Source organism: Jeotgalicoccus huakuii (assembly GCF_036665975.1).
GTDB lineage: Bacteria > Bacillota > Bacilli > Staphylococcales > Salinicoccaceae > Jeotgalicoccus > Jeotgalicoccus marinus.
Genome location: NZ_JAVIYN010000001.1, coordinates 203,381 through 223,302 on the forward strand (window position 1 = coordinate 203,381; position 19,922 = coordinate 223,302).

Annotated in this window: 18 protein-coding genes and 1 other RNA gene; 13 read left to right on the forward strand and 6 right to left on the reverse strand. The window is 36.5% G+C overall.

Annotated features, from left to right (window positions below; all coding sequences use genetic code 11):
- Positions 1-11 precede the first annotated feature (11 nt).
- The 7 genes from V6E76_RS00900 to V6E76_RS00930 all read left to right on the forward strand — a co-directional run bounded on the left by V6E76_RS00900 (position 12) and on the right by V6E76_RS00930 (position 8,130).
- Positions 12-530, forward strand: coding sequence for an adenine phosphoribosyltransferase (locus V6E76_RS00900; protein WP_166626602.1), 519 nt, complete (start codon positions 12-14; stop codon positions 528-530).
- Between the two features lie 104 nt (positions 531-634).
- A complete protein-coding gene (locus tag V6E76_RS00905; RefSeq protein WP_166626603.1) occupies positions 635-2,815 on the forward strand; it encodes a RelA/SpoT family protein in 2,181 nt (726 codons plus the stop codon).
- Positions 2,816-2,824: 9 nt separating this feature from the next.
- Positions 2,825-3,277, forward strand: a complete 453-nt coding sequence (dtd, locus tag V6E76_RS00910; protein WP_166626604.1) for a D-aminoacyl-tRNA deacylase — start codon at positions 2,825-2,827, stop codon at positions 3,275-3,277.
- Complete coding sequence (locus V6E76_RS00915) at positions 3,277-4,014, forward strand: N-acetylmuramoyl-L-alanine amidase family protein (protein ID WP_166626605.1); 738 nt, start codon at positions 3,277-3,279, stop codon at positions 4,012-4,014. Before dtd ends, V6E76_RS00915 begins: the two co-directional genes overlap by 1 nt.
- Positions 4,015-4,315: 301 nt before the next feature.
- Complete coding sequence (hisS, locus tag V6E76_RS00920; protein WP_166626606.1) at positions 4,316-5,578, forward strand: histidine--tRNA ligase; 1,263 nt, start codon at positions 4,316-4,318, stop codon at positions 5,576-5,578.
- A complete protein-coding gene (aspS, locus tag V6E76_RS00925; protein WP_166626607.1) occupies positions 5,579-7,339 on the forward strand; it encodes an aspartate--tRNA ligase in 1,761 nt (586 codons plus the stop codon).
- A gap of 71 nt (positions 7,340-7,410) precedes the next feature.
- On the forward strand, positions 7,411-8,130 hold the full coding sequence (locus V6E76_RS00930; RefSeq protein ID WP_166626608.1) for a YwaF family protein: 720 nt from the start codon (positions 7,411-7,413) through the stop codon (positions 8,128-8,130).
- An 84-nt stretch (positions 8,131-8,214) separates the two neighbouring features.
- On the opposite strand, the gene V6E76_RS00935 is transcribed toward V6E76_RS00930, so the two are convergent.
- From V6E76_RS00935 to V6E76_RS00945, 3 genes are read right to left on the reverse strand one after another with little or no spacing between them, the layout of a single operon-like run.
- On the reverse strand, positions 8,215-9,867 hold the full coding sequence (locus tag V6E76_RS00935) for a b(o/a)3-type cytochrome-c oxidase subunit 1 (protein WP_026866478.1): 1,653 nt from the start codon (positions 9,865-9,867) through the stop codon (positions 8,215-8,217).
- 16 nt (positions 9,868-9,883) lie between these two features.
- A complete protein-coding gene (locus V6E76_RS00940; RefSeq protein WP_026866477.1) occupies positions 9,884-10,375 on the reverse strand; it encodes a cytochrome c oxidase subunit II in 492 nt (163 codons plus the stop codon).
- An 8-nt stretch (positions 10,376-10,383) separates the two neighbouring features.
- Positions 10,384-10,536, reverse strand: coding sequence for a cytochrome c oxidase subunit 2A (locus tag V6E76_RS00945; protein ID WP_240921823.1), 153 nt, complete (start codon positions 10,534-10,536; stop codon positions 10,384-10,386).
- A gap of 119 nt (positions 10,537-10,655) precedes the next feature.
- Between V6E76_RS00945 and V6E76_RS00950 the strand changes: the two genes are divergently transcribed.
- Together V6E76_RS00950 and ssrS are read left to right on the forward strand one after the other, a co-directional pair.
- The gene (locus V6E76_RS00950; protein WP_051220472.1) at positions 10,656-11,351 is read left to right on the forward strand and encodes a Crp/Fnr family transcriptional regulator; all 696 of its coding nucleotides are present in this window, start codon (positions 10,656-10,658) and stop codon (positions 11,349-11,351) included.
- 59 nt (positions 11,352-11,410) lie between these two features.
- A non-coding RNA gene (gene ssrS, locus V6E76_RS00955) (6S RNA) lies at positions 11,411-11,605 on the forward strand.
- A 68-nt stretch (positions 11,606-11,673) separates the two neighbouring features.
- Here ssrS and V6E76_RS00960 read toward each other — a convergent pair.
- Positions 11,674-12,945 (reverse strand): replication-associated recombination protein A, encoded by a 1,272-nt coding sequence (locus V6E76_RS00960; RefSeq protein ID WP_166626609.1) that lies wholly within the window; start codon positions 12,943-12,945, stop codon positions 11,674-11,676.
- An 82-nt stretch (positions 12,946-13,027) separates the two neighbouring features.
- On the opposite strand from V6E76_RS00960, the gene V6E76_RS00965 reads away from it, so the two are divergent.
- Positions 13,028-13,444 (forward strand): RrF2 family transcriptional regulator, encoded by a 417-nt coding sequence (locus tag V6E76_RS00965; protein ID WP_026866474.1) that lies wholly within the window; start codon positions 13,028-13,030, stop codon positions 13,442-13,444.
- A gap of 55 nt (positions 13,445-13,499) precedes the next feature.
- Here the strand turns inward: V6E76_RS00965 and V6E76_RS00970 are convergent, their stop codons facing one another.
- Together V6E76_RS00970 and V6E76_RS00975 are read right to left on the reverse strand one after the other, a co-directional pair.
- The gene (locus tag V6E76_RS00970; RefSeq protein ID WP_247348116.1) at positions 13,500-15,185 is read right to left on the reverse strand and encodes an ABC1 kinase family protein; all 1,686 of its coding nucleotides are present in this window, start codon (positions 15,183-15,185) and stop codon (positions 13,500-13,502) included.
- Positions 15,186-15,260: 75 nt separating this feature from the next.
- Positions 15,261-16,613: an aspartate kinase gene (locus V6E76_RS00975; RefSeq protein ID WP_247348118.1), complete on the reverse strand. Its 1,353-nt coding sequence runs from the start codon at positions 16,611-16,613 to the stop codon at positions 15,261-15,263.
- 146 nt (positions 16,614-16,759) lie between these two features.
- Between V6E76_RS00975 and V6E76_RS00980 the strand changes: the two genes are divergently transcribed.
- From V6E76_RS00980 to thrB, 3 genes are read left to right on the forward strand one after another with little or no spacing between them, the layout of a single operon-like run.
- The gene (locus V6E76_RS00980) at positions 16,760-17,971 is read left to right on the forward strand and encodes a homoserine dehydrogenase (protein WP_247348120.1); all 1,212 of its coding nucleotides are present in this window, start codon (positions 16,760-16,762) and stop codon (positions 17,969-17,971) included.
- Entirely contained in the window at positions 17,971-19,032 is a 1,062-nt protein-coding gene (thrC, locus tag V6E76_RS00985; RefSeq protein WP_247348122.1) for a threonine synthase, read from the forward strand. The genes V6E76_RS00980 and thrC overlap by 1 nt, the downstream gene beginning before the upstream one ends.
- 1 nt (position 19,033) lies before the next feature.
- Positions 19,034-19,903 carry a homoserine kinase gene (gene thrB / locus V6E76_RS00990; RefSeq protein WP_247348124.1) on the forward strand — a complete coding sequence of 290 codons (870 nt, stop codon included), beginning with the start codon at positions 19,034-19,036 and terminating at the stop codon, positions 19,901-19,903.
- The last annotated feature ends 19 nt before the right edge of the window (positions 19,904-19,922 follow it).

Genomic DNA, 19,922 nt, shown 5'->3' on the forward strand with positions numbered 1-19,922 from the left:
TGGAGGAAATTATGGATTTAAAACAGTATGTATCAGAAGTAGAAGACTGGCCGAAAAAAGGTGTCAGTTTTAAAGACATTACAACAATAATGGATAATGGTCCAGCATATAAGTATGCCACTGATCAGATTGTTCTTTATGCGAAAGAAAAAGATATCGATGTTGTAGTTGGACCAGAAGCACGTGGCTTTATTATCGGATGTCCAGTCGCTTACAGCATGGAAATTGGCTTTGCACCGGTACGTAAAAAAGGTAAGTTACCAAGAGAAGTGTTAGAATATGAATATGAGCTAGAATATGGTACAAACGTACTAACGATGCATAAGGATGCAATCAAACCTGGCCAACGCGTCTTAATTACTGATGACTTACTTGCTACAGGTGGGACGATTTTAGCGACAATCAAACTTGTGGAGGCACTTGGTGGTATTGTTGCGGGAATTGCATTTTTAATTGAACTAAAATACTTAAATGGTATGGAACTGCTAGAAGGTTATGATACCATTTCCTTAATAAGTTACGAAGATTAAGTTAAAGCCTGTTTATACAGGCTTTTTTATATAGCAAATGTTTTATTCAACGTTTATTTGTAGTATTATTATGCTATATCTAATTTAAGAAGGGCGGTCTGATCATGGATAAGGAATACCCATATAGTGCGAAAGACGTATTCAACATGTGCAGTGAATACATAGATGACAGCGATGTCCGTCTTATTAAAAAAGCATATGGTCTTGCAAAAGAAGCTCATGAGGGGCAATTCCGTAAAAATGGTCTGCCGTACATTGCACATCCTGTCCAAGTTGCAGGCATTTTAACAGAATTAAAACTAGATGCACCAACAATTATCGCAGGCTTTCTTCACGATGTCGTAGAAGATACGCCGTATACATTTGATGATCTTGCAGAGATGTTTAATGAAGAAGTTGCGGTTATTGTAGATGGTGTAACAAAATTAGAAAAAGTAAAATATCGTTCTCATCAAGAGCAGCAAGCTGAAAACCACCGTAAGCTCTTCATTGCAATAGCTAAAGACATAAGAGTTATTTTAGTTAAGCTGGCAGACCGCTTACACAATATGAGAACGCTAAAGGCAATGCCTGAGGAAAAGCAGGTGAGAATTTCTAAGGAAACATTAGAAATCTATGCACCACTAGCACATCGACTTGGTATCTCAAGTATTAAATGGGAGCTAGAAGATACTTCACTAAGATACATTGAACCTGGTCAATATTTCCGTATTGTTAGCCTGATGAAGAAAAAGCGTAGTGAGAGAGAAAATGTTATCAATGAAGCAATTGAAAAGATTGACCTTGAGCTTACAGATAGTCAAGTCAATCATAATCTGTCTGGACGACCTAAACACATCTATAGTATCTATAAAAAGATGCAAAAACAGGCAAAGAATTTTGAGCAAATCTTTGATTTACTTGCAATTCGTGTCTTAGTAGACGATGTGAAGGATTGTTATGCAGCACTTGGTATTATTCATACTATATGGCGACCGATGCCAGGACGATTTAAAGACTATATTGCTATGCCGAAACCGAATATGTATCAATCGCTACATACGACGGTCGTTGGGCCGAATGGTGATCCATTGGAAATACAAATTCGAACCCATGAAATGCATGAAATTGCTGAGCACGGGGTCGCTGCACATTGGGCCTATAAAGAAGGTGTTGATGCATCGAAAGTATCGCTAGATTCTAGGCTAAACTGGTTTAAAGAAATAGTAGGAAATGTTTCTGATAATCCAGATGCCGAAGAATTTATGGCAGCCTTAAAAACTGACTTATTGAGTGATAAAGTATATGTCTTTACACCAGATGGTGATGTCATTGAATTACCTAAAGGTGCCATACCGATTGATTTTGCCTATCAGGTTCACTCAGAAGTGGGTAATAAGATGGTTGGAGCGAAGGTGAATGGTAAAATTGTTCCGATTGATCATGAGTTAGAAACTGGTGACATCTTAGAAATTAGAACAAGTAAACAATCATATGGTCCAAGTATTGACTGGCTTAAGATGGTAAAAACATCTTCTGCTCGAAATAAGATACGGTCATTCTTTAAGAAACAAGATAAGGCTTTAAATATAGAAAAAGGGCGAACTGCTGTAGAGGCAGAAATCAAAGAACGTGGTTATAATCCTGATGAAATATGGAAAGAAAATTATATTGATGCCGTCTTAGACCGCTATAATTTACGTGAGGCTGATGACCTTTTCGCGATGATCGGTTTTGGAGGAGTAACTGCTAACCAAGTGACTAACCGCTTATTAGAAAAGGTTAAGGCAAAAGAAGCAGAACTTAAATCCAATAATGTTGAAGAGATAGACAGAACTAAGGAATATAAAGATATAGCAACTGAATCCGGTGTCTATGTTGAAGGCATGGATAATATGTTGATCAACTTATCCAAATGTTGTAATCCAATTCCTGGTGATGACATTATCGGCTACATTACTAAGGGACACGGTGTGAAAGTACACGTTAGTACATGTCCAAACATTATCAATGAAACTGAGCGTTTAATTGATGTAGAATGGGTTGGAAACAAAGAAGAGAACAAGCGATATCAAGTTGATTTAGAAATTACTGGTTATGACCGAAATGGCCTAGTCAATGAAATACTAAATTTAATTTCAAGCTTAAAAGTGCCAATTACGAGAGTAAATGGCTTAGCTGATGAAACAAAACAAGCTAGGGTAAGTTTATCGATTATGGTACCGAACAAACATGACTTACACCGTGTTGTAGATAGAATTAGACAATTACAAGATATATACAGCGTTGAACGCGTATTTAAGTGAGGGATGACGATGAAGATTGTATTACAAAAAGTATCACATGCATTAGTTAGCAATAACGAAATGTATAATGAGATCAATGATGGCTATTGCTTATTAGTAGGTGTGAGTCAATCATCCACTGTAGCTGATGCCAAGGCACTCGCTAAAAAAATTGCCAGTGCTCGTGTGTTCGAAGACGCAGAAGGTAAAATCAATCGATCAATCCAAGAAGTAGGCGGTCAAATCTTAAGTATCTCTCAGTTCACCTTATATGCTTCATTGAAAAAAGGGAATCGACCGAGCTTTACCGATGCTGCATCTGGTGACGTGGCAAAAGATTTATATCAAGCATTCAATGAAGGTTTAAGAGATGAGGGACTCATAGTTAAAGAAGGTTTCTTTGGTGAACATATGGACGTTAGAATTGTGAATGACGGTCCGATTACACTCATCTATGAAGCTGTGGATGGAAAAATAGTCTGATGGATACAATCAAAGCATTTTTTAAAAAAGTAGTATCGAATATTTTATATTTCTTAAAATATAAAAAACATTTATATGTAAAGCCTTTATTCATTTTAATTATTGCAGTTGGAATTTTATATTTAGCTGTTTATATATACAGAACGGTGATTCATGAACCTGAACAAACAATTACAATGGATTTTTCAAATGAAACAGAAGCACCAACCTATGATTTAAGTGGGGTCACTGTGGCGCTTGATCCTGGCCATGGCGGTGAAGATCCGGGTGCACCAAGTCAGTACGGTGAAAATGAAGATAATGTTGTCTATTCGATTGCTTCTAAGTTACAGACCACTTTAGAGGATTCAGGTGCTGAAGTCATTATGACACGCGGCGAAGAAGAAACGAAGAGTTTAGACGATAGGAAGGTTGAAGCAGATTTATTTATAAGCTTACATAGTGATGCTTTTGATGATCCTGCTATATCTGGTTTTACTACTTTTTATACTTATCCAGAACAAGAAGCCTTCGGTCAACATTTAAATGAAGCCTTAGATCGACATTCATTCCTTTATAATCGTGGGAATCAAACGATGAACTATCAGGTCACATGGCAGTTAGATTATCCTGGGGTTTTAGTTGAACTCGGTTATCTTTCAAATGAGTTTGATGACTATATCTTAAATGAAACGGAATATCAAGATAAGATGGTGACAGCGTTAATAGAAGGTATTAATTCTTATGTTCATAGATAACTTGACATAAACAATAATTCTGACTATTATTAAGAGACTAATTATAAATAATTAATTTTGCAAAGAGAGTATCTATATAAAAAGCAATAGAGAAATTCACCTAGGCTGGAAGTGAATGCTTAAAAAGATATTGGCCGACACTTTGCTCACACATCTGAAAATAAGCGGCAACAACCGTTATCTGTCTTGAGAGTACGATACTCGTACTGAACATAGGGTGGCACCACGACCATTTCGTCCCTTATACCATTTTTGGTATAAGGTTTTTTTGTATTTAAATAATTTATTTAGGAGAGATAATATGATTCAAGTACCAAGAGGTACCCAAGATATTTTACCGTCGGAATCTTATAAGTGGCAGTTTATAGAAAAAAAACTAGCTGAAGTTGCTAAAAGTTATAACTATAAAGAAATTCGCACACCTGTGTTCGAATCAACTGAACTTTTTGTCAGAGGTGTCGGCGGATCAACTGATATCGTCAATAAGGAAATGTATACCTTCCAAGATAAGGGTGATCGTAGTCTAACATTGCGCCCTGAAGGTACTGCTCCCGTGGTAAGAAGTTATATAGAGAATAAGATGCAACATGATGTTGAGCAACCCACAAAACTTTATTATTTAGCACCGATGTTTCGTTATGAAAGAAAGCAAAAAGGTAGATATCGTCAATTCGTTCAATTTGGTATAGAAGCAATTGGTGTAGAGGATCCATTAATCGATGTTGAAGTCATCAGTATGTTGATGAATATTTACCAATCATTTGGCTTGAAAAAGCTTAAGCTTAAGATAAATTCAATTGGTGATATCGATTCTAGAAATGAATATAATAAAGCCTTGGTTGAGCATTTTTCTCCAAGAATTGGTGAATTTTGTAGTGATTGTCAAAGCAGAATTAACACCAATCCAATGCGAATTCTAGACTGTAAGAAGGATAAGGACCATGAACTTGTTCAAACGGCTCCGAGAATGTACGATTATCTGAATGACGAATCAAAAGCATACTTTGAGGCAGTAAAAAACAAACTAGATGATTTAGATATCGAGTACGAAGTAGATTATAATCTCGTACGTGGTTTAGATTACTATACGCATACTGCCTTTGAGTTAATGAGTGATTCTGAAGGATTCGGAGCCATAACAACTTTATGTGGTGGCGGTCGTTATAATGGACTCTTAGAGCTGTTAGATGGGCCACAAAAAACGGGTATTGGCTTTGCCTTAAGTATTGAACGTCTACTTTTGGCACTAGAAGCTGAAGGTATCACAATTCCAGATGAAAGTGGCATTGAACTATACATTTGTACAATGACTGATGAAGCGCGTGATGTTGCAAGTACTTTACTTCACAAGCTTAGAAAAAACAATATTAGTGCAGAAATGGATTATGAAAATCGAAAACTGAAAGCTCAGATGAAAGACGCAGACCGAAAAAATGCACGTTATACCATCGTCTTAGGTGATGATGAGTTAAGTAGTGAATCGGTTGATATCAAAGAGATGGATACTGGCAATAGTAAAAATGTGAAATTCGACGAATTAATACAATTTTTGGAGGACCAATAAATGACAAGAATATTTTCAAATGAAGTGACCTTAGACAAGGATGGTGAGCAGGTTCATATACAAGGATGGGTACAAAAGCGTCGTGATTTAGGTGGATTAATTTTTATTGATATGCGTGACTTAAAAGGGCAAGTGCAGGTCGTCTTCAACCCAGATGTGTCTCTTGAAGCGCTTAAGATTGCAGATACAATCCGCACAGAATATGTTGTGAGTATTCATGGTGAAGTAATCAAACGAGATGAATCTCAAGTGAATAAAAATATTCCATCTGGTGACATTGAAATTTTAGCGAGTGACATTGAAATCTTAGCAAAAGCTAAGACGCCACCGTTTCAAGTGAGCGAAGACAAGGTAAATGAAGATACACGGTTAAAATATCGTTATATTGACCTCCGTCGTAAAAAACTACAAAATATTTTACGTACGAGATATAAAATTAATAAAGCTGTCAGAAATTTCTTAGATAAAGAAGATTTCATGGATATTGAAACACCTGTTTTATCTAAATCATCTCCTGAGGGTGCGAGAGATTATCTTGTACCTTCTAGAGTACATCCAGGAGAATTTTATGCACTACCACAATCGCCACAAATCTATAAGCAACTATTAATGTTGTCTGGTCTAGAAAGGTATTACCAAATCGTTAAATGCTTTAGAGATGAAGATTTACGAGCAGACCGTCAGCCAGAATTTACACAGATAGACATTGAAAAATCATTTACTAACATAGAAGATATGATTGAGATGAATGAACGGTTAATTCAGTTTGTTATGAAAAAGGTTAAAAATATTGATGTGCCTGCACCATTTAGCCGAATCACTTACGATGAAGCAATGGCGAGATACGGGGTAGATAAACCCGATACGCGTTTTGCTTTAGAACTACAAGATATTAGTGAATTTGCTAAGACATCAGACTTTAAAGTATTCTCATCTGCAGTGGAAAGCGGAGGTATGGTGAATGCTTTAGTACTAGAGGGCCAAGCTAAAAACTATTCACGTAAGGATATTGATAAGCTTGAAGCATTCGTTAAAAATTACGGTGCTAAGGGTCTCGCCTGGTTGAAGGTCAGTGAAGAAGGGTTACAAGGTCCAATTGCAAAATTCTTTGATGATGAAAGTCAAAAGGAATTATTTAAAAAACTTGACCTTAAAACTGATGACCTTGTCCTATTCGTTGCAGATAAAACTTCTGTTGTACATGCAAGCCTAGGTAACTTAAGAAATAAATTAGGTAAAGATTTAGGATTGATCGACCCAGAACAATTTAACTTCATATGGGTAACCGACTGGCCATTACTAGAATACGACGAAGAACTTGAACGTTATTTTGCGGCCCACCATCCATTTACTTCACCTAGAGAAGAAGATATTGATAAACTAGAAACAGCACCTGAAGAAGTAAAAGCAAACGCCTACGACATTGTTTTAAACGGCTATGAACTCGGTGGTGGATCGATTCGTATTTCAGACTCAAGTCTTCAAGAAAAAATGTTTAAAGCACTTGGATTTACTGATGAGGAAAGAGACAGACAGTTTGGTTTCCTAATTGAAGCCTTCCAATATGGTGCACCACCACATGGTGGTATTGCTTATGGGTTAGACCGCTTTGTAATGCTATTAACAGGATCTGATAATATCAGAGATGTTATTGCCTTTCCTAAGACGCAAAATGCAAGTGATTTAATGATGCAAGCACCTTCTGAAGTTTCTAAAGCTCAATTAAAAGAGTTAAATATTGATTTAGACATTGGCAAATAAGACGAAAATTGTTTACACTTAGACTGAGATGAATTCATCTCAGTCTATTTTTAAAATTATGGAGGCGGGGAATGCAAACATTCGTTGATCCAAATGCAGCGACAATTGAACTCGGCAGTTTAGAGCACATCATTTATTTGATTGGATTTGCCCTAGTTATTGCATTTTTAATCAAGAACAGATGGTGGGTAAAAGAAGAACCAAAAAAGGCAATGGTGATAATACTTTCATTTGCCGTTTTACAGCGCGTTCTGAGTGTCATTTACTTTGTCGGATTCACTGATTATTCATTAACTGAGTCCTTACCATTGCACATTTGCCGTTTAGTTTGCTATCTGATTATCATTCAGTTCTTTGTAAACAAAGCTTGGTTGGATCAAATTATTTTTTATTGGGGAATTTTTGCTTACGCATCATTCATCTATCCTGTAGGCATCTCATCACCATTCCACATGCTTGGTGTAACATTCTTTATCCTGCATAGTTTAATTATCGTATATCCATATATCAGACATGCCATTAATGGCTTTGTACCTAATATCAAAGGTTCAATAATTTCTGCATTAGGTTTTATGGTATATATGACAGTTGCACACTTATTAAATAAATCAATAGGTAGTAATTACTTCTACACTATTGACCGGCCATTCTGGCAAGACTTAGGAGAGTTCGAATATTATATTATTACACTTTCTGGTGTGATGTTTGGTTTTGTTATTGTCGGCATACTGATACAATCAGTTATACCAATGTTCCGTTATATTACAAAGAGTCGATTAAAAGAAAATTAAACTTTATTTATGAAAAACAAGCAGGCAATATAAAAAATGGTATGAACATCCATTGTTTAAGATGTTCACACCATTTTTATTTTGCTACCATAACTTAAAGCCTTTAGCACCTGGAATGTTCTCTGTAAACATTTGTGTGATTGGTACCGTGTAGGCAATTAGTACTAAAAAGGCTGTAATTATAAAGAGCAGCCTCCAATTATCGACCCATCTGACTGGCGGATCATTCTGATCAAGGAATTCTGCGACAGGAAATTCTTCAATTTCATCTGTTTTTGGTCCAGTAATCAATTTCAGGAACATTAGTATTGCGATAATAATTGCAATGAATAAGAAAGAACCCCCGACGGCTTGCATGACCTGATAAGTAATCCATTCTTCTGCGACTGGCGCACCGCCGTATTCAGAGAAGGTTGAACGACGTGGAGCGCCTCTTAATCCTGCAAAGTGCATAGCTGCAGACATAATACCCATACCCAGTGCCCATGTGTAAGCGAGCATCAGTCCCAATCTGTTCGCAATGCGGTCGATTTTATGTCCTGTAATATGTGGAAGTAAAAATAACATTGCTGCGAAGTAGGTAAGTACGACAGGTGCACCTACTGTGATGTGGAAGTGACCCACAATCCAAATCGTATTGTGTACCAATTGGTTCATTTGACCGGATGCATTAATAATACCTCCAAGTCCACCTGGAACGAAGAAGAGCATACCTATAAATACCAGCACAAATCGTGCATCAGACCATGGTAATTTTTTAAACCAATCTAATAAACCAGTGGCGCCTTTGTTACGTCCATAAGTTTCAAATACAGCAAACATACTAAAGGCAGTCATTAAGGATGGAATAATAACCATGAAAGTTAGAACAACTTGTAGTCCTTTCCAAAATGCATCAATACCAGGATCAACGAGTTGGTGGTGAATACCAACTGGGATACTGAAGAATAAGAATAATACAAAAGCAAGACGCGCTAGTTTATCTGAGAATCCTTTTGTACCTAATATTTTTGGCATCACTGCGTACCATACCATGTAAGCAGGTAAGAGCCAGAAGTAAACCAAGGCATGACCAAAATACCAGAATAAGGTACGACTTAGTGTAATATTTATTGTCTCAACCCAACCAACGGACCAAGGAATAAATTGGAATAGTACTGTTGTTGCAACACCTATTGTACAGACATACCACATAAGGTTATTTACAGCTGTCATATAGCTCAGTAAAGGTGTCTTTTGTCCTTTATTCTCTTTGCGCCAACGGAAGTAACGCATCATTTGGCCTAAAGCAGACAACCATGTACCAACGATGACTAGCGTTAATCCAATATAGAAAATAACATGTGCTTGAAGCGGTGCATAAAAAGTATATAAAACTGAAGCTTCATTAGTCGCAATCATCACCGCGGCCATAAGCGTACCGACAGTCATTACCCAAAAGCCAATCCAACCGAGTCGACGTTCTTTGTTGTTTAACGGACCTGCAGTTCTTGAAAGCGCAGCAATTTGAAAGCCCATTATAAAGAAGAATGTCATGACTAAGGCAAGTATAACACCGTGTAATGTTAAAAGTTGATAATAACCGATACCAAAAGGTAATTCGAATTGACCTGAACGTACTAAGGTCTGCAGGAGACCAGCAGATCCACCGATAAGTAAGGCGAATGCAACCCAAAACATGTTTGCTAAAACAAGTTTACTATCTTTAGAATCTACCTTAGTGTGTGGTGCAAACATTTGAGCAGTTGTGAAATTAGTCATTCGTTGTACCTCCATCTACGATTTTCAATTTAGATGTCATATCAGCATGACCGACACCACAATATTCGTTGCAGAGTATTAGATGTTCTCCAGGCTCATCAAAGGTCATATCATATGTGGAAATTAGACCCGGTTCAGCCATCATGTTGATATTTGTCCCAACGACTTGAAAGCCGTGAACAACATCTGGGCTGGTGACATGGACTTTAACTTTAGAACCCACAGGAATTTCAACTTCACCTGGTTCATACATAAAAGCACTCGCAACAAAATATAAATCATAATCATGATCTCCAGAAGTTGCCTCGACGAGTCCGGGCTCTTTAAATCGTTCATCATCTCTGACATGTTCAGGATTTATAGTTTCAATACCACTTGCAGCAGGTGTGTGCCCACCATGGACTGCAGATATACCTAAAATAATTAAAAATATCGCAAGAGAACCGGTCCCAAGCGTAATCCAAATTTTCTCAAACTTGTGCATGTGTTAACCTACATCCTTTCCATGAATAAAATAAATGCACCGAACCAACTGAGTAACATTAAACCTCCGAGAAAAAGTACCATCATAAATGTGCCTCTTAAATCCATATTTTGATGGCTATCTTCTTCGTTCTTTTTGTCTAAATTTTTCTTCTCAGTCATACTTTCACCTTCTTTACGAATGTTTTCTATACATAAATTGTAAGCGAGTAGGCCTCAGAAAAAAGTGATATTTGTCACACTTTATGATAAAATTTACTCAAATGACTGGAGGTTAAATTATGATGAATAATACAATTTTTTATCCTGACCAACTCATTAGTCTTATAGAAACTCACGGCTCAAAAATGAGCTTTAACAAAGGCGATTATATTTATTATCCAGGTGATGAAACAACCTACATATGCACCATTAAAAAAGGACAAGTATTTATTAGTCGTATGCAACCAGAAGGTGTTGAATTGGCCACAAATTTAATTAGTGAGAAAGGCATATTTGGTGCTGTAACACTCTTTTGTGGACCGAAAGTTCATGCAACTTACGCTAAGGCAAAAGTAAATACAGAAATCTATAAAATTTCTAGAAAGAGATTTGAGACTCTAATATTAGAAAATGAAGATATAAAAACAGAATGGATGCACTGGGTAGAGATTGATCGACAACGCTCAATTACTAAAATGCGAGACAATATCATGTACGGTAAAATTGGGGCACTTTGTTCAACTTTAATTCGCTTATCCAATTCATTTGGTGAAAAGACTTCAAAAGGGATTGTAATTAAAACAAAGATTACAAACCAAGAGATGGGGCAATTGTGTGGAACCTCTAGAGAGGTCGTTAATAGATTATTGAGAGAATTAATTCAGCAGGAATTGATTACAATAGAAAATAAAGTAATTACAATACATAACATCGAAAAACTACGACATATGATTAATTGTGAAGACTGTCATATAGATGTTTGCCAAGTATTTTAAAGCGCTTTCAGACTTTTTAGTTTACTTCTATATATTTTGTGGTATTATTATATTAATAGAAATTCCTGAAGAGTTCGTGATGTGTTGAATTATATTTTGACCTAACACCTTTTTAAACGGGAGCCTAATTGGTTTTCCTTCGAAAAACAAGCCTATGAACGCAATAGGACGTTTGGAGTTGGGAACAGGGCACCCACCTGCAAATAGCAGGCCAAAATAATCAACAATAACACACGGCTTATGTTGGGTATTTCGGTAGCCACCAAGTTTTCTTGGTGGTTATTTTTTATGAGAAAAAGCAGTGTGGATTTTCCACACCGCTTTATTTATTTAAATTTTTAAGTTTGCGATAGGTTTCGGTTAAAGTTTGCTCGTATTTACTAATGCCATCATCTTTATAATATCTCTTATTTTTAATCGCATCAGGTAGATATTGTTGACTAACAACATGGTTAGGATAATCATGTGGGTATTTGTAGCCAATGGCATTACCTAATTCCTTAGCACCTTTATAATGTCCATCCCTTAGATGGCGAGGTATTGCACCGGTTTTTCCTTTACGTATGTCAGATAATGCCTGATCAATACTTGTAATTGCTGTATTTGATTTAGGTGTTAAGGCGAGCTCAATTACAGCTTGTGACAAGGGAATACGCGCTTCTGGAAAACCAAGTCGTTCTGCAGCAATTATCGCATCAAGTGTTCTTGATGCGATGTTTGGATTTGCAAGGGAAATATCTTCATAAGCAATGACGAGTATACGTCTTGCAATTGTAACCAAATCACCAGCTTCAATTAAACGTGCTAGGTAGTGAAGCGCTGCATCGACATCGCTACCACGAATAGATTTCTGTAAGGCGCTCATTACATCATAATGCATGTCACCGTCTTTATCGTGTAAGAATGCTGATTTTTGCATACAATCTAAGGCATCTTGCAAGGTGATGTTAACAGTACCATCTTCTTTGTTAGAACTTAAGGCAGCAAGCTCTAGAGCATTTAAAGCACTTCTTACATCACCATGTGAAGAGGAAACAAAGTGTTCAATTGCATCGTCTTCAATTGTTATATTTAAATCAGCTAAACCACGTTCACTATCGTTAAGAGCTCTCTGGATTGCGGTTTTAATATCCTCTGTTTCTAATGGATTTAGTTCAAAAATTTGAGTTCTTGAGCGAATGGCGGGATTAATTGCATGGTAGGGATTGGAGGTTGTCGCCCCAATTAGAATAATCGTACCTTTCTCTAAATGAGGTAAAAGAAAATCTTGTTTAGCCTTATCCAGCCTGTGGATTTCATCTAAGAGTAAGATGACACTCCCGCTCATTTTACCTTCTTCTGCAACAATCTGCATATCTTTCTTAGTATCCGTCACCGCATTTAAAGTGCGGAATTTATATTTAGTTGAACCAGCAATGGCACTTGCTATACTGGTCTTACCAATACCCGGTGGGCCATATAAAATCATTGATGACAATCTTTTTGCGTCGACCATACGTCTTATAATACCACCTTGGCCGACGAGATGGTTCTGACCTAGGACTTCATCAATATTTTGAGGACGCATTCGATAGCTTAACGGTTGGTTATTCATAGTTTTTCACCTTACTTTAAAGATATGTTATATTTAATTATAATACAAAATCTTTATGAACTTAAATTTTAGAGGTGTAACAATGAAAATATCCACTAAAGGTAGATATGGATTATATTTTATGCTGACATTAGCAAAAGAATATGGCATAAAAAAACGTAGTGTAAAATCAGTAGCAATAGAAAGAGATATTAGTGATTTATATCTAGAACAGATTGTTGCTAACTTAAAGAAAGATGGTTTAGTTAAAAGTACAAGAGGTGCGTACGGGGGATATGAACTAAATTATCCACCAAAAGAAATAACAGTAGGGCAAGTGTTCTCTGCAGTAGAAGAAAATGTCATGGTGGTTGATTCCGACGATCATGAGAGTAAAAATGAAAGCTTCTTGTGGAAACGTATTGGTAATGCCGTTAACGATGTGTTAGATCACACGACCTTACACGATATTATCGACAATGATACAGATGAATTTGATGGATATATGTTTTATATCTAAATGTTAAATGCCCCTAGATTAAAAAATCTAAGGGCATTTTTTATATACCTATTCTTTAGAACCTACCTGATTTAACGATTGACCAGAGGAGCCAAATAAACATGCCCATTGCAAAAATAGCTGCAATTTCAATGATAGGTATTCTAAAAATAATACTACCTTCACCGAGTATAGCTGAGCCGACTATAAGTCCTACCATGACAATACAAAAGGCAAGTAAAACAATAGAGAAACTAAGTCGGTTAATGACTCTATCTAGATGTTTTGAAAATTGGGAACGGCCTTTAACATCAATTTCAATCGGTAAATTAGAGTTTTTTAAGCCTTTAGAAAACTGGTGCACATTAGAAGTTACATCTCTAAGTTCTGTACCAATTTGCTGGAGCTCATCGATTTGAAAATCGATTAAGTTTTTAGGGTTATATCTTTCAAGTAATAAAGCCTTACCAAACGGTTCAGCAACGTCCATAATACTAAAGTCTGGATCCAGCTTACTGACGACACCTTCTAGAGTTAAGAGTGTCTTCGCTAGTATTGTGAAGTCTTGAGGTAACTTAATTTTATACTTATTCGCAATGCCAAATAAATCATTGACTGCATCAGAGAAATTCAATTTGGATAAGGGAACATCATAATATTTATCTCTCATGATTTCCGCTTCACGATTTAACTTTTTCATTGAGACATCAGCTGGGACAACACCCATTTTTACGATAGATTTAACAACACCTGATGCATCTTTTTTCATTAATGAAATCAGTAATGAACCAAAGTTATTTTTTAAATCACTTGTCAAGCGACCAATCATTCCAAAGTCTAAAAAGACGAGACTGCCGTCATTTAACACACTGACATTACCTGGATGCGGATCACCGTGGAAGTAGCCATCTTCAAAGATTTGTTTAAAAATTGACTTAGCTAGTGTGTCTGCCACTTTACTTCGGTCAATATTTAATGCATCGAGCTTATCGAATTGGTTTATAGGTGTACCTTTTATAAAGTCCATCACTAAAACTTCTTTAGTCGTATAATCCCAATGAATACCAGGGATGATTACACGACTGTCATGCTTATGAGTTTTACTTATGCGTTCCATATTTCTCGCTTCAATCGTATAATCTAATTCATTGATTAAAGCGGTTGAAAATTCATCGATCATATCGGTAACTTGATAGTTTCTTGCCCACTCAAGATTTGACTCAGCGAGTGTTGCTAAATGCCTGAGAATTTCAAGGTCTGTGCGGACAGTCTTTTCAATATTTGGACGTTGCACCTTAACGGCAACATCTTCACCACTTAATAACATTGCCCGGTGAACTTGACCAATTGAGGCAGACCCGACTGGATCTTCATCAAAGATCATAAATATTTCATCCATTGGAGCGCCGAGTGCATCTTCAATAATCGTCTTCACATTGTCACTCGGAAAACTTGGCACGTGACTCTGTAGTTTTTCAAGTTCTTTAATGAGCTCTGGTGGGAGTAAGTCACCACGTGTAGAAGCAATTTGACCTAGCTTAATAAAGGTGGTCCCCATCGATTCGATAAACAAGCGAATTCTCTCTGCATAGGTTAATTCTTGAACTTCATCATCTTTTTGACGAATTAGTAATCTTCTTGGTAGGGAAATTACCTTATCTAGGCCGAGCTCCTCAATAATATAACCAAAGCCACTTTTTGAAATTGCAATTGCAATTTCTCTGTAGCGATTAATGTAAGACACACGTGTTTGCAGACTCATAAACCATCACTCCTATATGAAAAAACGCTTAAGTCTATTATAGAATAAACTAAAGTAATAGTTAAAGTATAGGACTTAGAAAAACTGATTGAATAATGCTTTAATCGCAGGGACATGATCCTGTGACTGTATGGCAAACATCATACTATATTCAGTCGAACCTTGATTCATCATACGAATATTTATATTGCTGTCAGCAAGTGCGGTAGTCACTCGCTGAACGGTTCCGACCTGCCGAGCCATACCAAGTCCGACAATGAATAAGAGACTAAGATTATCTTCGACTTCAATCCATTCAGGCTCTAGTTGTGTGTCGATATCTTCAATGACACGTTCTAAATTGTCGTTGCCTTCAAATTGATTGGAACGTATGATGATTGAAATATCATCAATTCCTGAAGGCATATGCTCATAAGATATGTTGTAATCTTCAAGTATTTGTAAAATCCGCTTTGTAAATCCGACTTCCTTGTTTAAAAGATACTTGTGTAAGTTTATGGAAATAAAACCTTCATCACATGAAAAGCCGATTACCGGAACTTTTGGATCTAAAGCTCTTTCGGCAACAATTTTTGTTCCTTCAACAGTTGGATCATTTGTATTTCTAATCATGACAGGGATTTTTTCCTGATAGAGTGGTTCAAGCGCTTCATCATGGAAGATACCAAAACCTGCATAGGCTAATTCTCGCATTTCTTTATAGGTGATTTCTTTAATCTTATAAGGATTATCTATAATACCTGGGTGTGCTGCAAAAATATAAGACTCATCCGTATAGTTCTCATAAATATCTGCAGATAGTCCTCGGGCAATGATCGCACCAGTTATATCTGATCCACCTCTCGCAAAAGTGATGATGTCATCATCTTCTGAATAGCCAAAGAATCCTGGAATAACTAAGACATCTTCTTCATAGTCTTTAAGTTTTTTTATTTCATCATAAGATGATTGGAGTAAGCGTGCGTTAGCAGGTGTATTTGAAACGATAATACCCGCTTCTTTTGGAGAGACGTACTTACTCGATAAGCCGAGCGTATTGAGGTATGTACTAATTAATTGAGCATTGAAATCTTCACCAGATGATTTAAGCGCATCGAGTAAATATGCTTGTTCCTCTATATTGTTTAAACGGTCATTTAAGATGGCCTCAAAACTTTCGACTATTTTTGTCTCTAAAGAAAGTTCTTCAGCGATTGAACGATAGCGATCCATGATTTCATCTATTATCTTAGAAGTATCCATATTTGCGACTTTATTTGTATAAAGCGCAATAAGTAGATCTGTGACTTTAACGTCATCATCAAAACGTTTACCAGGCGCACTAACGACAATGGTTTTAATGTCACTGTCTCCTTTAACGATTGCTGCAACCTTTTTAATTTGACTTGCATTTGATAAGGAACTTCCACCGAATTTAGCTACTTTCATATTTAACACCTTTTTTTATATATTTTTATTAGTTTATTATATTACAAGAAAAGTTTAGAAAAGTGTAGAGTTTTCTGAATAATGTCTTGAAATTTTTTCAAAACGCATCTAATATGAGAATCTATAACAGATTATTGGAGGTCACTATGGAAAAGAAAATTGCCTTACTCGGAATGGGCACCGTTGGTAGTGGTGTTATCAAATTATTCAGAGAAAATGAAGACTTGATTAAAGAAACAACAGGTCTTACCTTTACCATTACACATATTTTAGTGTCAGATACAAAAAAAGAAAGAGACGTAGATGTATCAGACATGCATGTGACCGATAATATTGAAGAAATTAATTTAGATAACATTGATTTAGTCGTTGAAGTGATGGGTGGTATCAATGATACTAAAGACCTTTTACTACAGATTTTAGGATTAGGCATACCTGTCGTCACTGCGAATAAGGATATGTTAGCAATACACATAGATGAACTAGAGGAAAAAGCAATAGAAGCGAATACTAAGATTCTTTATGAAGCAGCAGTAGCTGGTGGTATTCCAATTATCAATAGTATGAAATATAGTTTAAACAGTAACAAAGTTAATAAAGTGATGGGTATTTTGAACGGTACGACAAACTATATGTTAACTAAGATGAGTGACGAGGGTTGGGATTATGAATTAGCCCTTTCTACAGCTCAAAATATTGGATACGCAGAAGCAGATCCTACAGCTGATGTTGACGGAATAGATGCTGGAAGAAAAATCTTATTGTTAGCAAGACTTGCCTTTCATAAGAAATTTGACTTCAATCAAGTCACTATGTCTGGTATATCTGGTGTGGAGATTAAGGATGTTAACATCGCTAAATCTAATGGCTTTACCATAAAGTTACTTGGGGTAGCTGAAGCGGTAAATGAGGATTATCACTTATCTGTTTCACCAATACTGATATCAAATAACCATCAACTGAGCAGTGTTAAAAATGAAAAAAATGCAGTGTATATTACAGGTAATGGCATCGGAGAAGCAATGTTTTATGGACCTGGGGCAGGAAGTTTAGAGACGGCCTCAGCAGTTTTAAGTGATATGATTAACGTCTTTAATATCGATGTGAATCAACTAACTTTACCGACAAAGACTGCTGCAATTAATAATGGTATAGTTGAAGCAGATTATTATATTCGTTTTAGTGAAGAAATTAAGATGGTTAAAAGTGTCTTAGATAGTGAGAACATTTCATATGAAGTTTTAGATGATGAAAACGCTGTTTGTATTATAAAAGATGCTAATGAATCATCGTATAAAACATTTACAAATAAGCTAACGTCAGAAGTTTCATACCAAATATTAGGGGCTGATTTATAATGGCATGGCAAGGGCTAATTAAAGCGTTCGGAGCATATTTACCGATTACAGAACAGACACCTCAACTCACTTTATTTGAAGGTAACACGCCTTTAGTAAAATTAGATAAAGTTTCCGATACTTTAGGCATCGATTTATATGCTAAGTTTGAAGGCTTGAATCCTACAGGATCGTTTAAAGATAGAGGAATGGTACTTGCTGTTGCAAAAGCCAAAGAAGAGGGTGCACACACTGTAATTTGTGCGTCTACAGGAAATACTTCAGCTTCTGCTGCAGCCTATGCAGCTCGAGCAGGTCTTAATGCAATTGTTGTGTTACCAGAAGGTAAGGTAGCAGCAGGGAAAATTTCACAAGCGATGATGGCTGGTGCAAAGACGGTATCTATCGATGGTAATTTCGACGATGCCTTAAAAATTGTGCGTAAGATTGCTGAAAAAAATGAGGGTGTAGAATTAGTAAACTCCTTAAATCCGTACCGTATTGAATGCCAAAAGACTGCAGCATTTGAAGTGGTTGATGAATTAGGGAAAGCACCAGATTATTTAGCGATTCCGGTCGGTAATGCTGCTAATATTGCTGCTTATTGGAAAGGGTTTAAAGAGTACCATGAACAAAAACATTCTGGTTTACCAAAGATGTTTGGCTTTGAAGCAGAAGGTTCAGCTGCAATTGTTAAAGGGAAAGTTATTGAAAATCCTGAAACTATTGGTACAGCAATTCGTATTGGTAATCCAGCTTCCTGGACTAAAGCTGAAGAGGCAAGAGATGAATCAAAAGGTAAGATTGATGCTGTCACAGATGATGAAATTTTATCCGCCTATAAATTAGTTGCACAAACCGAAGGTGTCTTTTGTGAACCGGGATCCGCAGCTTCTCTTGCAGGTGTCATAAAATCAGTGAATAACGGGTCAATTGAAAAAGGTGCAACTGTCGTAACTGTCCTTACAGGAAATGGACTTAAAGATCCAGATACAGCGATTGATACAGCTATGGAAAAACCGAAGAAATTACCATTAGATGAACAAGCGATTGTTGATTATATTGAGAGTTTAGGTCGATAATATGAGCGAGTTATCATTCAAAGTACCCGCATCAAGTGCTAACTTAGGACTCGGCTTTGACTCAATCGGTGTTGCAGTAGATTTATTTTTAACTGTTGAAACAACATCCTCAGATGCGTTTAAAGTGGAATTTAAATCTAAAGAACTAGAAGTTTTGCCATCCGATGAGACAAATCTAGTCTTTGAAACTGCATTAAAGATAGCAAAGGATTATAAGCGAACACTACCACCAATTCATATGATTATGGATAGTGATATTCCACTCTCACATGGCTTAGGATCATCCTCTAGTGCAATAGTTGCAGGAATAGAAATTGCTAATCATTATTTAGACTTAAATTTAAGTGACCACGAAAAAGTACTGATCGGCTGTCAAATAGAGGGGCATCCAGATAATGTGGGCCCATGTATAACAGGTGGTGCCTTTGTGGGCTACTACTTAAATAATGAACTGTATTATTATCATATCGATATTGGAAAACTTGGAATAATTATTAGTGTGCCGAATTACGAAATAAATACTATTGAGGCTAGAGAAGTATTACCAAACGCCTATACAAGAGTAGAGGCAGTGGCGCAAAATGCCCTGGCCAATGTGATGATTCTTGCATTACAAAACCAAGATTATCAGTTAATGGGTCATTTAATGATGAAAGATAACTTTCATGAACCCTACAGACAACCATTAATTAAGGAATTTGAAGAAATTAAGGAAATGGCACTCAAAAATGGTGCCTTAGCCACAGTAATCAGTGGCGCAGGTCCGACAGTTCTAACATTAGTTGAAGAAAATGATACAAGGGCTGTTTTAAAACACCTACAAACTATTCACTCCTGTGAGCATAGAATTGTAAATGTCTATAAGAAATAAAAAAATGTGCATCTGACTT